We start from the raw sequence: 16,867 nt of genomic DNA, 5'->3' as shown, positions 1-16,867 counted from the left end.
TTCCTCCTACAATGTTTCGCCATTGCTGGCGATCACTTTTTGGAACCAATGGAAAGAATCTTTTTTACTGCGATCCAATGTTCCTTCGCCCTCGTTATTCTTATCTACATAGATGAAGCCATAGCGTTTTTTCATTTCACCTGTTCCGGCAGATACTAAATCAATAAAGCCCCATGGCGTATACCCCATTAGGTCGATACCATCATAAATCACCGCTTCTTGCATGGCTTCGATATGTTCACGTAAGTAATCAATTCGATACTCGTCATGAATTTCCCCATCTTCTGCAATTTCATCAACTGCTCCGAAACCATTTTCTACAATAAATAAAGGGAGTTCATAGCGATCATTGAACCAGTTCATAGCATAACGTAAGCCAGTTGGGTCAATCTGCCAGCCCCATTCAGAGGCTTTTACATACGGATTTTCCACCAAGTCATTCGCTTCATCATAATCATAGGCTGGTCCCTTATCGTGATCTTTGATGGCAAACGACATATAGTAACTAAAACCGATGTAGTCAACAGTCCCTTTTGTTAATTGCTCTTCGTCCTCTAGAGTGATATCCAACTCAAACTGCTTCCGTTTGAAGTAAGCCTTCATATAGCTTGGATAGCGTCCTTTGCAATGAACATCCGTGAACCAATAGCGACGCTGCATTGCTACCGTTGCCGACATCATATCTGATGGACTGCAGGAATACGGATAAATAGGAACCATAGCAATCATACAGCCAATGTCAAATTTAGGATTGATTTTATGACCAATTTCGATAGCTTTAGCACTTGCAACCAGTTCATAGTGTGCAGCTTGGTACATGATTTTCTCGCGATCATCCCCTGACTCAAACTTCAACCCAGAGTTGGTAAAAGGTGCAAAATCCTCCTTATAATTTGCTTGATTGTTGATTTCATTAAAAGTCATCCAATACTTGACTTTATCTTTATAGCGTGTGAAGCATACTTCCGCAAAACGTGCGAAGAACTCAATCATTTTTCGATTTCTCCAACCGCCATACTCAGTCACTAGGTGATAAGGCATTTCAAAGTGTGACAAAGTAATGACCGGCTCAATATTATACTTTAAGCATTCATCAAAAAGATCATCATAAAACTGTAAGCCCGCTTCATTCGGCTCCGCATCATCTCCATTCGGAAAAATACGAGTCCAGGCAATTGATGTACGAAAACATTTTAAGCCAAGTTCTGCAAACAGCTTCACGTCCTCTTTATAACGTCCGTAGAAATCGATGGCTTCATGATTTGGATAATTCTCACCTTCTAAAACACCCTCAGTGATTCGACGGGGAACGCCATGTGCACCGACTGTCATAACATCCGCTACGCTGATCCCCTTTCCGCCATCTTGCCAACCACCTTCTAATTGATGGGCGGCAACTGCGCCGCCCCATAAAAAATTCTCTTTAAAAATACTCATGTATCTCCCTCTTCATTTCCTTATTGGTTAAACTGTTGCTTGACCTTCTGCCTTTTCGTTCCCTTTTGCTAAATCTTTTTCGATCTGCTCCACACTTTCACCTTGTTCTTGCAGATAGTTTAATGAATCCACTTTACGAACGAATGGTAGGTAGATGAAGAATCCTACAACTAAAACAACTGCCTGTAGCAAAGCCGTTCTCCAGCCGCCAACTAAGAAGCCTGAGATGATTGGTGGAGTCGTCCACGGCACTTGTACCGCCGTAAACAATGGAACAAGTCCTGTGTAAAGTGAGAAATATGTGATTACACCTGAAACCATAGGTGTCAAAATGAATGGTAAAGCCATAATCGGATTCATCACAACAGGAGTAGCAAATAGAATTGGTTCATTAATATTGAAGAATGCCGGTAACAAAGCTAATCTTCCTAATTGCTTGAACTGAGCGGAACGAGCAAATACCACCATGAACATCACAATCCCAATTGTCATCCCTGCACCGGTTACAGTCATAAATTGATCTAAAAATTGTTGTGTAACGATGTGACCGCCGTTAGCGATGGTTAACTCTTTACCAGAATTCAAAATTGCCGTGTTTTCTAAAGAATTTGCTGTCAAAATCGGTCCCATGATCCCTCCGACTAAAGTAGACCCATGAACACCGAAGAACCATAAGAATGGTACTAGGAAACCAAGCATCATGGCCCCACCAAAGGTATCTGTAACCCCTTGCATTGGTGTTTGGATTAACTCATAGATTGCTTCTACAACCGTCGTATTGAATACTTTATCAAAGATGACATAGACAACTAATGCCACTGTCGTGATTACCGCCGCTGGAATCAACGCAGTAAATGAATTCGCTACGTTTGCTGGTACTTGTTCTGGTAATTTGATACGGATATCCCGTTTTAAGAACCAAGAGTAGGACCAACCAACGAATAACCCAACTATGATGGCACTGATCATCCCTTGTCCGCCAGTCCAAGTTTTGTCGATAACATTGGTTACAACTGCATTCGTTTCTGCATTTGTCGCGCTTGAATGCTGTGTTAGTAAAAAGATAACCAATGCGATCATTCCTGCTGGCAATCCTTCAAAGCCTTCTTCTTTTACATACGAGTTCGCAATACCCATTACGGCAAAAATTGACATAATTCCAAATGACGCGCCGAAAGCTTCGTTAAAATAAACATCTAAGCCACTACTAGCCACCCATTCAGAAACGGCAGGAATCGGGAAGTTCGCTAAAAGTAAGAATACAGAACCTACAATGGTAAATGGCATAGTATATAGCATCCCGTTACGAAGAGCAGTAATAGCTTTTGTATTTACAAATTTTAAAATCGGGGGCAATAATTTCTCATTAATAAAGTTATTCATAAATGATTCTCCTCAAATAATATTTTTAACACAGCGATGGCCATTCGCGTTTTGTATCCGTTTACAGTTTTATCATAAGGGATGGCTCCCACGATTGGAATACTTCTGGAACACCTAGAAACATGTTCCAATAAAAAAAACAACTTCGATAATTGATAAAAAATTGTCCAGCAAAAAACTAATGCGAAAGGCTGTGTTTACTAGCCTTTTGCATTAGTTTCTCGTTGATACGCTTGATGAGCCAAAATTTCTAAAAGCGCGATAACCGGAACCTGTGTGGTCAAATTAATAAATTCTTCTGTCGGATCAGGCCCGGTTACTTCAGGCATGTAGTAGGAAATATTGAAATCAGCCAGTTGCGCAATCGTCGAATGTTGATCATTCGTAATACTCAATATCTTTGCTCCATAGCGCTTGAAATTTTCAATCTGTTTAATGATTTCGACGGTTTCTCCCGAAACGGACAAGGCTATTACTAAGGTCGTGTCTACCCCTCTCGTTGGAACAGGGATAAACGGATCCGTGATGGCATACGCGTTAAACAGTAAATTAGAAAAATAGCGCGCTCCATAGGTCCCTAATGTTCCGCTTGTTCCAATTCCTGAAAAAACTAAATGCTTACTAGCAAGAATTAAATCAATCGCCGGATCAATGACTGTATGATAACTTTCATTGTTCACCTTTTTTAAAAAGGCATCCACATGGACATTTGCATCATAAAAGGCTTCGAAAGATTGTCCATTCTTTGATAGATTTTCTTTCAAAGAATATTTGAATTCTGTATAGCCTGAATAGCCCAGCTTATTTAAACAGCGCAAAATAGTAGAAGTAGAAACATGACAGTTATCGGAAAGATCTCGAATCGTCATTTCTCCTACACGCTCTATATTTTCAACAATAAAAGTATAAACAATCAGTTCTAACTCGTTTAGATCCTTTACCTTTTGTGAATCAAACATCTGATCCCAGCTCCTAAAAGTAACGTTTTATTTACAACTATTATCCCATAAAATCCTTTAATTACACAGCTTATTGAACACTTTCTTGCAAGTAAAAAAAAGAAAAGAATCCGATCACTCGTCGAATTCTCTTATCTCTTTTGTTTTCGCTGAATCGCTTTTCGAATACCTATTCGATAAACTTTGGGGATTGCTAAGAAAAAATTCTGGGTGAATTGATACCGCTGATATTTCTCAATGACAAAGTCGATCAATTCCACCTCTCCATATTTTTTTTGATGAAAAAGCTTAAAGCTGCGAATTTTTCGTGAGGCTTTATTAGGTTCTTTCAACGCGACCAAAAAGGATAAGAGATCATCAAAGTAGCGTGTTTTGGCTTCTTTATAGGTTTCTGTTCCATATCGCTCCAAATGAATGAAGTCTGTTAATTTCTTACCCCAATACTTTTTTTCAAGGTATATCGGTGTTTGGATATCCTGCTGAAAATCTTCCAAATACGCTTCAAAAATAGCTTTGTCCGCGATAAAATTCTGTTCCTGTCCCTCGAAGGCTTCTCGATCAACTTGATTGATTTCTGTCACGACACTTAAGTAATCTCCGATGAACAACGGCATTTTGGCTTCACGAAAATGGACGACCCGTTCGGCTAATTTCTGATTAAGAGATAACGGATGACGCAGCGTGGCATTCCGATAGTAAGCAAAAACATATCGCTGCCACAGGTCTTCTGGAAATGTAATTTCCCGATCTACCAGCCAAAGCAATTCATCCAAAGCTAAATCGACATGGGCGACGCCTCTTTTTATTTCCTCTGCTACTTGCTGAGAAATGCCTAAGTGATCCTTAAAATGCTGAATTCCCAAACGAATCTCTTGTTGTTTGCTCTTTGATTCAATGACAAATTGATATTTCAATGGGCGGCCACAGGCACATTTTAACTGGCTGTGAACACCTCGTTCATATTCATCATCAATATTCAAGGCAACAAATTCCCAATCCGAGGTTTGCAAATAATGCTTTTGTAAAAACAACGAACGAACCTCATATTTTCTTTGCTGATAAATTAAGGCTTGCTGCGCTGGTGTCAGCTTTTCGAATAATGTTTTCCGTTCGGCTCCTGAGTAGGTCACGTGACACTCTGTGGGATAGTCGCTCAACCCGTAATTTTGCGGATACCAATGGTCATAAATCTTTAAATACTTATCCATGGAATGAACTCTTTCACCACTTATTTCTTAGGATCAAATTTTTCTTCGATCTCTTTAACGATTTTTTTTGCTTCTTCTTTTAATGAAGTATGAGGTTCTTCTTCCTCGACCGCATTAGAGCCAGAGCGGGCGATTTCTTTAGGTTCGCCAGAATTACTGCCAGCTAGTGCTTCTTGCTTATCCTCTGTTTCGCTAGAATTGGTTCCAGCTAACGCAACATCCTCTTCCGTTTTTGGTGCCATAGAACCGCGTAAACGACGGTCTTTTTCATTGTTATAGTTTGTCATGATCATTTGCTCCTTACTCAATTGAAATGTTATAAGAAAAACCAATAGTGCCAGTTCTTTTTTGTATTTTACCCGATTGTCCATAAGAATACCAAAGTTATCCTGTTTTCATGAAGAAGCGATACCCACACCAGGCGGCTGTCGCAAACCAACTGAGCCCGCAAAGTGCAAGTATGATCGTTACATACTCTGGCGGATCATAACGCAGATAGACTACATTTTTCCCAGCCTTTTGCTTGATCGTTGGCACGCCAATATTAGAAAGTGCACTAGGCGTAATTTCTTGACCCTCTTCAACTAATTTTGAATTTTGATAAAGAATTACGGGCAATTGGACGTCTCCTGCCTTCTCCGCCTCCCAAGAAATCTCTAACTGATTATGGGCCGCTGTCTTAGAAAATTTCGCTTGATTCTCTAGAATTTGTTTCTCATAACTAGCATATTTATTTTTTGTATCCTCGTGATAAATTGGTAAATAATCGGGACTAGATTTTTCGACTAGCTTCAAGGCCTTTTGCATGTCCTTATCATAAAAACTTTGTCTCGCTTCCTCTTCAGAGCCTCGAACAAAGGTATGTTTGCTAGTTAAGGTCTGCTGTCCCCATTGATTTAACTCATTAGTGAGAATTTGCAAATTCTCTCCGATGCTAATCAAACTAAACACTAACAAGATCATCGGCAAAAAATGCTTGTCTGCCACATCGTTGATTAATGAAGCAAAAAAGAACAGAAACAATATTGTAAAGGGCGCAAAAAAGCGAAATGGGAACTGGATCAATGATATAAACGGTACATTATGCGCAACGAGCCAGTCCCAAGGAATCAAACTTGTTGAAAGCAGTAAAAAGAGACCACTAAAAATCAACAACTGCTTGGTAAAACGCGACACCCTGTACCAATAGATTAGGCAAAGAATAAAGCCCACAATCAAGACCAGTCGTAAAACCCTTGGGTACTCTAACCAATAGGCTCCTCCTAAATCAATGGCCTTCTCACTCATTTCCGAATTGGTGAAGGGCATCTTTAATTGATCTCCAGTATTAATCAAGAGTAAGCTGATCCACACGTTGATTGACAAACAGCCATATAGCCCCATAGCCTTTATTAATTGAATAATAGCCGTTCCCCAGCGTTTTCGTGCATAGGAAATAAAAAATGGAAAATAGATTAATCCTAACATTACAGCTGTCAGCATATGGATTTGGGTCATTAAAGCCATACTTACAGCGATCTTAACCACTGGAAAATGACGATTTTTTAAATCTACTAATGGAATTAAACACAACGGCAATAGACTGGTTCCCCAACTGGTGAAGCCTTGATTTACTACCCAATAGTTAATACTGTATGTCGTCATAAAAATAATTGCGGAAAACAACGCTGTATTTTCTCTAATTTTTCCATAGGTCAACAGCTTAAACAATGAGCAGCCTGCTAGTAAAGATACCAAGAAATTCGATAATACCTGATAACGAAACCAGCTGCCTGCCAGTAAAACAAGTCCTCCTTGGAAATAAGCAAATAATGGTCCATATACAGCATTAACAATTCGTCCAGATTGCTGAAACCCGAAGATTGAAATAAAATAGCTGAAATTTTCCGTTTTGAGTTGTTCCGCAGTCTCATAAAAACGATTGTAATGGAACAGTGCATCTGCTCCTAAGATCATTTTGTGTGTCCAAAGTTGTGGGACCACAAATAATCCTGCAATCACAAAAATAATCAGATAGTAGCGATAACGTTTCATAATCGACCTCCTCGTTCATAGAAAGGAACTTTTTTGTTCGCTATCCATTCGCTTGACTACAAGAATAGCTCCGTGTTCAAACAGCCTAACGAATGAAATTATCGATTATTACAAACTTTACTCTATCCTATTTAAAAAAATAAACGAAATAAAACGCCTATTTTCAAAATGAAAATAGACGTTTTTTAAAATTTATTTTTCTACTGCCAGCCAAACAATCAAAGTCCCGGCAATCGAAATCATCGTTCCAATCAAAAGCATGGCGGAAACAGATAAAAAGCTGAGCATCTGACCACCGACAAATGCACCTATAATGCCGCCCATCGTATTTGCAGTCGCCATCAAGGTCTGGCCTTTGACCAAATCCTTTTGCGGAATAATTTGATTTGTATAATAGACCGATGCCATCGTATGCATCGCAAAGCCGACCATTTGCAGGCTCTGAGCCACGTTAATTAGAAAAATACTGCCAGCAAATAAGATTAATAACGCTTTGACTGAGAAAAAGAAGGCCGCGACGCGCATTAATGAATGAATCTTGAACCGACGTAACAACCAAGAAAAGAAGAACATCGTCGGAAGCTCACTTAGCGCCGCAACCGATAAGGAAGAACCAACATTGGCTTCAGTTCCACCTAATGGATGCAAGATTTGAAACATATAGCTGTTGGTAATAGTATGAAAGACAAACAGTAACGAAACACCGGCCAATAGAACGATAAAGCGTTTGTATTTTTTTATAAATTCCAGCAAGCCAATCGGTTCTTCTAAATGATCCTCCTCATGATGCTCCGGGATCAATGACTCCGAATACGTTCCACCATGCCTGCGCGTATCGATTAGTAAAGTCATCAGTGCAAAAAAGAGAAAAAAGCCAATCAATAAATACAAAATAACTGTTGAAGAAAATCGTTCAATCAAGACCCCTGTCACAGCAGATGCAGCCGCAAACGCTAACGATCCAAGTCCCCGTGCGACACCAAAATTAAGATTGTAGCCGCGACTAATAAAAAAAGTTCCGATAGCAATCGTCAGTGGTTGTAACAGTACCAGACACGCATACAGTAAAATGTAAATCAGTGCTACTATTAAAAAAACTTTCGGCACTACCAGCAAAATTCCGGAAAACAGTACAAGTACTAGTGCCATCCCCGCTGCCAACTGCGATAAACGAATCCGAATCATCCGATCAGCAAAAGAAGCCAAGAATGGTTGGACGATCGCGGCGAATAGATTCGCTAGTGACAAGACCAGTCCAATCTGACTATTAGTAAAATCACGGGACAGTAAAAAAACAGAAGTGAATGTACTGAGGACTGAATACCCCATCCAGTAGGGAACCTGCATGCTAATATACTGCAGATTCAGTTTGACTTGATGTGTCTTTTCCATACGACCTCCTCAAAAAATATCGTTCACTCATTATACCTGATATAAATGTTGAAATCAGACGAATTTTAGAAAATAGCTTCAAGAAATAAGAAGGAATTTCCGAAAATTACTTTTGGGACACCGTTTATTCAGAAATAGGAGGTGTGACAATCCTTTTGTCACACCTCCTTCACCTCAATTTTTCGCTTTCTTATAGCAGAAACTGCCGATCCATTGAACAATCTGGACAAAAATAACCAGCAATACAACCGTGCTATACATAATGGTGTTATCAAAGTTTTGATACCCATAGGTAATGGCCACCGCGCCTAATCCACCTGCACCGACCGTTCCGGCCATTGCGGTATAACCCAATACCGAGATGGTTGCTAAGGTCAGACTGGAAATCATACTAGGGAAGGCTTCTACCAGCATGACCTTGAAGATAATCTGCATGTGTGTGGCGCCGATCGACTTCGCCGCGTCTAAAGTATAGGGATTAATCTCCAACAAATTATTTTCAAACAACCGCGCCACATACGGAGTCATCGCAAAGGTTAAGGGGACGATTGCTGCTGATGTTCCAATCGTCGTTCCCACCAATGAACGGGTGAACGGCATCAGTGCAACCATCAAAATAATAAATGGAAAGGACCGAATGATATTCACAACAAAATCCAGCAAGCGATATACCTTTAAATTAGGTGACAGTCCTTTCTTATTCGTGATCACTAAAACAACTGCCAAGGCAAAGCCGACGATTGTCGCAATCAACGACGAGACCATCACCATAATTAAGGTGCTGACTAAATTAGGCAGCAGCACTTGGGTAATTAACACGGAATTACTCACTGAACTTCACCTCCTGATAAAGAAAGTGATCTTGATCCGCAAGTTTCAGTAGTTTCTCACTATCTGCATCTGGTACTGATACGAATAACGTAGTCAAAGTCCCTTCCTTAAATTGTTCTGTTGTTGCCTTTAACAAGCGGGGTGCTTCTATCCCTGCTTGACGCCACAAAGCCAGAATATCCTTTTCTAACTTTGTCACAATTTTTACTATGCGATGTCCGCTTTTTCGCTCACTAAAGTTGATTGGTGATTCTCCTGTGATTGTTTGCAGAACGTTAGAATTATTAAGAAAAACCTGCTGAACAGTATCTTCTTCAACAATTTTTCCTTTTTGCAAAATGGCGACACGGTCACAAATCTTCTTTACCACTTCCATTTGATGGGTTACCACCACAATCGTTAGCCCCATCTTTTGGTTCAATTTTAAAAGTAAATCCAAAATACCATTTGTAATGTTGGGATCCAACGCCGAGGTCGCCTCATCACAGAGGAGAATCTCAGGATTCATCGTCAAAGCTCTAGCAATCGCTGCCCGCTGTTTTTGCCCACCAGATAACTGTCGAGGCTTCATATGCGCCTTATCAGCAATCCCTACTTCTGTCAGGAGTTCTTCCACGCGTGCTTTGATTGTTTCTTTAGAGTAACCACTGCATTCCAATGGCAAAGCAACATTCTTATAAATCGTTTTTTGTTCGATCAAAGAATTTCCTTGAAAGATCATCCCGATTTTCTTCTTCATTTCACGTAATTGCTTTTCCGATAGCTTCTCTAGCGCTTGTGTACCGATCCTGATGCTGCCGGATTCACTTTGCTCCAATCCGTTGATACAACGCAACAATGTTGATTTTCCCGCACCGCTGACGCCTAAGATTCCCATAATAGTACCAGACGGTATCGTCAGAGAAATATCTTCTAAGATCGTTTGCTCGCCGTACCTTTTATTTATCTGATCGATGACTATCTCCATCTACTCAACACCTAACGTTTCACGCCTTGATAAGCGCCTCTAAAATAATTGTCTCGTTTTCGCACATCGTAAAAATCCGGGACCTCATCCTCTGCGATTTTTTTGATGATTTTACGTTTTTTCTCCAATAACTCCATGGGGTTCAATGTTTCCTCTAAACCCTCGATCATCGTTTCGAACACCTCATAAGGAAGACCGACACAAAGTTCTTCATCTTTCCAGCGTGCGACATAGCGCGTTCCAGAGCACATCATTGAAAGATTGATCAGACCTGTCTCGTAAGGATAGGATGTCCCTTCCTGACAGATCGCCTGCATTCCGGTCATCTTGATGTTTTTCGCTTGTCCATTAAAATACGCATTCCCCTGCAAGATCCGCATCGCATTAAACGGTGTTGTAATAACCAAAATAACGTCAGGAGCGCTTTTCCATACCTCAATAGGCTCTACCGCAACTCCATAAGAAGGCTCGCTGCAATAAACCATGTCATCCGCAATTTCCTTGCTCACCTCAATATCCTTATAGACTCCCATCTTGGCATGCTTTCGTCCACTAGCACTGTATTCATCATTTTCAATCAATCCTAAAGCTACTGCAGAGGCCGGACAACCGAAATTATCAATCGACAGTTTCACACTGATCCCTTCTGTTGCCTGCTGAACCGCTCGACAATAGGGAACCAATTTCTTTGTTGCAGGTGCGTCATAGGCTTCGAAAGCTTCTTTTGTTCGCAAAAAGCTGATCCCGACAACGTTGCGTTCCAGATCCAACAAATAATTTAATCGACGGCCGAGTTCATGGTATTTACTCATAGAAAGTAAACACTCCCTTGAAATGATCATTAATCCCTTTTTTACTTTCTTTTGTCGTGAAAGAGTTATTGATTGCTTTCGCCCAATCCGTATCCTTATTCTTCTCTTTTACAATCAAGCTGATTGGAAAATCCTTCGCATGTTGGTCACGGATCAGATAATCCTTATAATCTTCACCTGAATTAAACATAAAAGTAAAGAAACAAGTCGCTGCGTCTAAGTCCTCTAAGCTACGAACCGTCTGAGCCTGTTCAATCTCCACGAACTTGAAGTTTTTTGGATTATCGACAATGTCCAATGCTGTATACCCCGATTTCTTCTCTTCGCTTAATTTGATTAAACCAGCATCCTGCATCATTAATAAAGAATTGTCTCTATTCATAGCATCATTCATGATTGCGATCTGCGCCCCATCAGGTAACTCATCGATTTTATCGTATTTAGATGAGTACAAGCCAATACCCGTATAGTAAACGTGAGGCGTCATCATTGCTAACTCGCCTCCTTTTTGTTCATTGAAAGATTTCATAAAGGGTTCATGCTGGGCGAATGATGCGTCTACATTGCCATCCTGAACAGCTTGTAAAGCCTCAATATTATTCGAAAAGACAACAAATTCCGGTGTATAGCCTTCTGCCTCCATAGATTCCTTCGCTGCTTTCAATGAATTCTCTGATACTTGATTGCAGGCAATCTTAATATCCTTCTTCTCCTCTTTTTCCGTCGCAGCTTCCTTTTTTGATCCGCAAGCACCCAATACAAAAATTGCTGCTAACATAGCTAAAATTACTTTTGCCTTTTTCATTATGATTCTCCTCATCGTTTTTTTGTGTTAAAGCCCCATTCATGTGTTTGAGCGCACAAAAAAGAAACATACAATTCTGTATGCTCCCCCAATCCATAGAAAAGAAACATGTTTCTCACACGCTAAAGAAAGGAGGGGTTTTCTGTTTACTCATTGACTTAGAAACTCTAAGTCCACCGTTCACTCAAACTCACAGCTGATACATAAACAAAACTTCCACCTCCTAAAAATTAAAAGCGTTATCATTAAGAGTATAATCGAAAGAGAAATACTTCACAATAACTCTTCAAAAAAATAAAAAATGCTAAAAAAGCCGAATCCATTGTTAGATTCGGCTAATTTTTATTATCGTTTCTTGAAGTACATCCATCCACTAGCCGCTAGAGCAACCATTCCTAAAACAACAAAAATTGGTTGTTCGCCTTCACCAGTATTTGGATAGACCTTTTTCCATGCACTATCTAACCAATTCTGACTAGTATTTCCTCCGCCAGTAACGTTCGATGTAATTTCACGCTTCAAAACGGTCATTGAAAAACTCACTTGACCACCCTTTGATCCGTAGACCGTCACTGTAAATTTTTGATCCTTTTTCAAATTTAATTCTTTAACGTCAATAGTGATATTGCCCTTTTCATCAGACTCCCCTTGAACAAATTTTCCACTTTCATCAATGGATACATTTACTGCGGCATTTACGATCGTCTTACCCGTCAATCGCGCGTCACCTTCATAAAAATCATTTAGTGTCGTTTCTTTTTTTATCTTTGCTGACTCTGCATCAGCTGCTGGATCGACGCCCACTTCCGCCAAAACAGTCTTATGGAAGTTTGCTTGTCCACCATTTGGTCCAGTGATTGAGATAATGACGTTTTGCCCCTCTTTTAAATTCAAGTTTTGGATATTAATCTCAAACTTCCCTTCTGCGTTGGATACTTGAGGTGTTTCCGCCTGTACAGCAACTTTACCTTCTGCTTTTGCAACAGCATTATCCTCAGCTACAAAAATCTCAATGGTCGCATTGGGAATGGTTTTACCAGTCAAATATTGATCTTTTTCATGGATGTCATTTATTTCTGTTTTTTCTTTAATTTGCTTAGTTTCAACAATCGCTGGGTCGTTTGATGAGCTCGTCGTTTGAGTTGTTTCCATCGCTAAAACAGTAATCGGAAATTCTGCTCTACCGCCGTTTTCGCCCTCAATTGATACAGTAATTTCTTGACCTTCTGTCAAACCTAATTGATCAACAGCAAGATTGATGTTTCCATCCTTATCTGCTCTCACCTGAGCCAACGCTCGAGTCTTAACAGAAGTGACAGTTACCAGCCCATTAGGAATTGTTTTACCCGTTAGAGATTTATCCCCTTCACGGTATTTATCAAATACTGTTTCTGCTTTGATTTTTTCAGTCTCTTCTGTCACAGGATCTACAATCGTTTTACGTCCCTCAATCGCTGCCGATACCTTTTTGCCACTTGCTTCTAGGTCCTTGATATAACCGATAAAGGTTTCTGTATCGGGATCTAAGGCACCTGTCAATTTAGCTTGAGTAAATTCAGAGAACCCATCGCCCCCACCATATAAGAAATCATTGATGACTAGCTTATATGTTCTATCTGCCTCGATTTCTGTTCCATCGGATTTCAACAAATTCTCAACAATGTATTGATGTTCCGTATCATTTTTATCAGGATTTTCTCTAACTGTATAACGCAAGCCTGCAACCTGAAGAAAATAGCCGCTTCCTCTCGAGTCATTTGGGTCATACTTGAAAGTTTGCTGATTCAATACATTTTTAATTTGTTGCCCCGTCATCTCAACAATCTGCATGATATTTCCGAATGGTTGAACCGCTTGCGCAGCGCCCCAAGTGATGGATGAATCTTCTTTGACCTTCAAATCATCTCTAATCCCGCCGTTATTGGTCATAGCAAAATCAACGTCTTCACCATTCTTCTTTGCCATATACACTTGCGCATCCGTTATGAGATTTCCAACAGGAGATTCCCCCAATTCGTTAACAGTTCGAGTGATACTTTCAGCTTTATCCGCTGTTCCAATTTTTTCTTCTGTTACTTCTTTTACACGATTATCCGCGTCTGAGACAATACCCTCAATTGTAGAATCAGGTATCACGCCACCATTTGGATCAACAGGATTTACTGTCGCCTTTGGTGTCTCTGCGAAATCTTTAGTATCAGTGTCAAAATCACCTTGCAAATCGATATACCCTTTCCCTTGAGAAGTGGCTTGGACGATCCGTGTGCTTTCCACCACACCATTTGTGTAGACATGATTATGTCCTGCAAAAAAGGCATCTACACTATTATCAGGATTTACCTGATTGACCTTTTTCATGATATCGGCTGCTTCACCACTAACAGACTCTCCTTCACCTTGAACAGAGGGTGTATGGCCAAGAACAACAATTGCATTCACTCCTTTTCCAACAAGCTCTTGGGAATATTTTGCAATTTCATCCGCTGGATCAGTAAATGTATATTCTTGATGATGCTGCGCCAGTACTAAATTTGGAACTTCTGTAGTAATAACTCCGATAAATCCAATATTAATAGGATCAGCAGTCGTTCCAACATTCTTTATTGTATAGGGTTCCCACCCATAAGGAATAGCCCCAGTATTTTTTTCACGAACATTCGCAATGACTAAGTCAAAGCCGCCTTTCAGTTGATCTTGAGTATAGTCATTATTATAATTCTTGACAATGTCATAAAATTCAGAATCCGGATCTGGCTTTGTCCCGGTTAGAATACGATTGAATTCACCTAATCCTTCATCAAACTCATGGTTTCCTAACGTTCCAACATCAAAATTCATTTGATTTAAAATGCGCATTGTCGGCTGATCCTGCAATAAACCTGAATTTGCAGGACTTGCCCCTACCATATCTCCAGCTTGTACACGTAGTGTCTTTCCCTTATTATTTGTTTGCTTAAAATTGGACTCCGCTTGTGAGAAATAAGCAGCTAGCAGGGATGCCGTCCCTGCACCAGAAACTTTAGAGCCATTCGCGCCATAATAACTTCCGGTTGTACTTAATGCTCCATGAAAATCATTGATCCCCAGCATCTGGATGGGAACTGTCGTTGAACTTTTTGTGTTCTTTTCAGATGCTGAACTGTTTTCTACCACCGATTCAGCTGGTGAAGCTGTTTCCGATGATAGACTACCAGTTTCACTGTTTGTTTCACTGCTGGAAGTACTTCCTAACGTTTCACTCGATTGACTGCTTACCGTACTATTCAACTCATGAGAGACTGTTTCTGCTGTTGCTAATCCTGACGGTAAAGTAAATCCTAAAACAGTCATTATTGTGATTACACTTCTTACTAGACTCGGTTTCTTCAAAAAATCATCTCCCTCTGTTTTAAAACGCTTACAAAAGAGATGTTATCAATTCTTCACTTAATATTCAAATTTTTTTCATATTTTCTTTTTATTTTTTAACTTTTTAATGTAGAATTCCTTGCAATGAAGTCACTATCGATGTTCAAGCATATATAATATGAGTTCTTTTACACCTACATTCGAAAAATAGAAAATCTTTCATTATAAACCATCTATGTTTTTTTCTCTAACCGCAAAATTTTTATTTCCCCCTCAAAATAGCTTGTTTACATTCTGAAAAGCCTAATTTTTCGTTTCAAACGTGCAATTTTGAGGGGAAAAGTGTTATTTTTGCGGTTCGCTTTTATTTTTGAAATGCTTTATCTTATAGTCATCGGCCGAATGTTTTAAGAAGAATTAGCTATCACCTTTCAAACAAAAAATAAGGAGGAGATCCCATGAATGAACAAGTTCTTTCGTACCGCCAATTGTTCAACTTAAAATCAACAACCTTAGAAAAACGCATCAAAGAGTATTACTACAGTACACAAAACAGCAGCTTAACGATTAAATACATTCTCACTTTGAAAATACGGCACCAGCTAGGTGCGGAAGAGTTTGCCTTCATTCTGAAGGATCTTGTCCGTGAGATTTTTATGAACACCAAAGCCACTCGCACCATGAAGCGCTTCTTTTATTATTTTCAGGATTACTTCATGGCACCTGAATGGCAAGCATTAAAACTGTGAACCTTCCCTGTCCGTAACTTTGGTGAAAAAGCCGTATCCTTTGTCCGTTCCTTGATTGCAAAAGTCCGTCCTGATGAAACGAATGAACCTTGATGAAAAAGACTCTACACAAAATATTTAAGAAAGGAAAAGAATGATATGCAACAAGATTTAGTCGCGACCTTTACTAACGGTCTAGGAAAAACACACGACTGGAAATATAGCAATTTAAAGAATGATCTGCCAATCCCCGTCATCAAAGAAGCTTGCGAACTCTTAACCACGTTGGATATTTTTGAAGAAAATGGCGTAAAACTATTTGATTCTGTCGTTACAGCCAAGATCGTAACCACCTATGAGACAGAAATTTTTGATTTAGAAAAAGACCCAGATTTTGGAATAAAGCAGGTAGAACAAGAAAAAACCGTAGAAAAAAATGAACGATTCGCTTTTAACACCCCTGAAGCCTACGAGTATTTAGTTGATGAATCAAAAAAATCGATTGAGGGAAGAATCGAGGAATTAACAGAAGCGAAAAAGAACTCTCTCTTATCAACAGAACCATCACTTGCGATCAAAAACCGATCCATTACTACTGAAAATTCTACCGAAGCAGCTTCAAGGGTTCCTCCATCGCAGCCTAGAGCTTCTCATCAAAAAAGTACAGTAAAAAACATTTTTGCTTGGATGCATAAAAGAATAATAAGAAACAAAGACGATCCTGACATTCACACCCGTGATCCAGAATCGCCCTAAGTAACTCTTGCTCTTTCAAAATTGAATATGTTTATGATACCGTAAGAGACAACTAATTTAGACAGGACTGCCTATTAACAGAATCATAAATACACCTGCGATTAAAAAAATCGCAGGTGTTTCTGAAAAAACACGAAACGTATTGAATGACCTATTTCTATTACTCCAAAAGTTGTTACTAATTTCTTCAACTTCTGTAGCTTTCCT

General features: G+C 39.6%; 13 protein-coding genes and 1 pseudogene. 2 read left to right on the top strand and 12 right to left on the bottom strand.

From position 1 onward, the window contains the following. Positions 1-6: 6 nt before the first annotated feature. The 12 genes from IGI50_RS02720 to IGI50_RS02665 all read right to left on the bottom strand — a co-directional run bounded on the left by IGI50_RS02720 (position 7) and on the right by IGI50_RS02665 (position 15,197). Positions 7-1,437: a 6-phospho-beta-glucosidase gene (locus IGI50_RS02720; protein WP_438776105.1), complete on the bottom strand. Its 1,431-nt coding sequence runs from the start codon at positions 1,435-1,437 to the stop codon at positions 7-9. A 27-nt stretch (positions 1,438-1,464) separates the two neighbouring features. Then, entirely contained in the window at positions 1,465-2,820 is a 1,356-nt protein-coding gene (locus IGI50_RS02715; protein ID WP_218256670.1) for a PTS sugar transporter subunit IIC, read from the bottom strand. A 200-nt stretch (positions 2,821-3,020) separates the two neighbouring features. Then, positions 3,021-3,779, bottom strand: coding sequence for a MurR/RpiR family transcriptional regulator (locus tag IGI50_RS02710; RefSeq protein ID WP_438776104.1), 759 nt, complete (start codon positions 3,777-3,779; stop codon positions 3,021-3,023). 131 nt (positions 3,780-3,910) lie between these two features. Beyond that, positions 3,911-4,987, bottom strand: coding sequence for a hypothetical protein (locus IGI50_RS02705; RefSeq protein ID WP_438776103.1), 1,077 nt, complete (start codon positions 4,985-4,987; stop codon positions 3,911-3,913). A gap of 20 nt (positions 4,988-5,007) precedes the next feature. Beyond that, positions 5,008-5,274: a hypothetical protein gene (locus tag IGI50_RS02700; RefSeq protein WP_010746858.1), complete on the bottom strand. Its 267-nt coding sequence runs from the start codon at positions 5,272-5,274 to the stop codon at positions 5,008-5,010. 97 nt (positions 5,275-5,371) lie between these two features. Next, entirely contained in the window at positions 5,372-7,021 is a 1,650-nt protein-coding gene (locus tag IGI50_RS02695) for a hypothetical protein (protein WP_438776102.1), read from the bottom strand. 192 nt (positions 7,022-7,213) lie between these two features. Continuing rightward, on the bottom strand, positions 7,214-8,413 hold the full coding sequence (locus tag IGI50_RS02690) for an MFS transporter (RefSeq protein ID WP_438776101.1): 1,200 nt from the start codon (positions 8,411-8,413) through the stop codon (positions 7,214-7,216). A 174-nt stretch (positions 8,414-8,587) separates the two neighbouring features. Beyond that, positions 8,588-9,244: a methionine ABC transporter permease gene (locus IGI50_RS02685; RefSeq protein WP_438776100.1), complete on the bottom strand. Its 657-nt coding sequence runs from the start codon at positions 9,242-9,244 to the stop codon at positions 8,588-8,590. Next, on the bottom strand, positions 9,237-10,211 hold the full coding sequence (locus IGI50_RS02680) for a methionine ABC transporter ATP-binding protein (RefSeq protein WP_438776099.1): 975 nt from the start codon (positions 10,209-10,211) through the stop codon (positions 9,237-9,239). The genes IGI50_RS02685 and IGI50_RS02680 overlap by 8 nt, the downstream gene beginning before the upstream one ends. An 11-nt stretch (positions 10,212-10,222) precedes the next feature. Further along, a complete protein-coding gene (locus tag IGI50_RS02675; RefSeq protein ID WP_438776098.1) occupies positions 10,223-11,023 on the bottom strand; it encodes a DUF169 domain-containing protein in 801 nt (266 codons plus the stop codon). Next, a complete protein-coding gene (locus IGI50_RS02670; protein ID WP_010746864.1) occupies positions 11,016-11,828 on the bottom strand; it encodes a MetQ/NlpA family ABC transporter substrate-binding protein in 813 nt (270 codons plus the stop codon). The genes IGI50_RS02675 and IGI50_RS02670 overlap by 8 nt, the downstream gene beginning before the upstream one ends. 345 nt (positions 11,829-12,173) lie before the next feature. Next, the gene (locus IGI50_RS02665) at positions 12,174-15,197 is read right to left on the bottom strand and encodes a 5'-nucleotidase C-terminal domain-containing protein (protein WP_438776097.1); all 3,024 of its coding nucleotides are present in this window, start codon (positions 15,195-15,197) and stop codon (positions 12,174-12,176) included. A gap of 437 nt (positions 15,198-15,634) precedes the next feature. On the opposite strand from IGI50_RS02665, the pseudogene IGI50_RS02660 reads away from it, so the two are divergent. After that, positions 15,635-16,018 (top strand): annotated as a pseudogene (locus IGI50_RS02660) (hypothetical protein). Positions 16,019-16,063: 45 nt separating this feature from the next. Next, positions 16,064-16,660, top strand: a complete 597-nt coding sequence (locus IGI50_RS02655) for a DUF2922 family protein (protein WP_438776096.1) — start codon at positions 16,064-16,066, stop codon at positions 16,658-16,660. Positions 16,661-16,867: the final 207 nt, after the last annotated feature.

The sequence above is a fragment of the Enterococcus sp. DIV0170 genome (assembly GCF_051710765.1).
In the GTDB taxonomy this organism is placed as follows: Bacteria; Bacillota; Bacilli; order Lactobacillales; family Enterococcaceae; genus Enterococcus_A; species Enterococcus_A raffinosus.
Note: the sequence above shows the minus strand (reverse complement) of the source record. Positions and strands in the feature narration are given on the sequence as shown.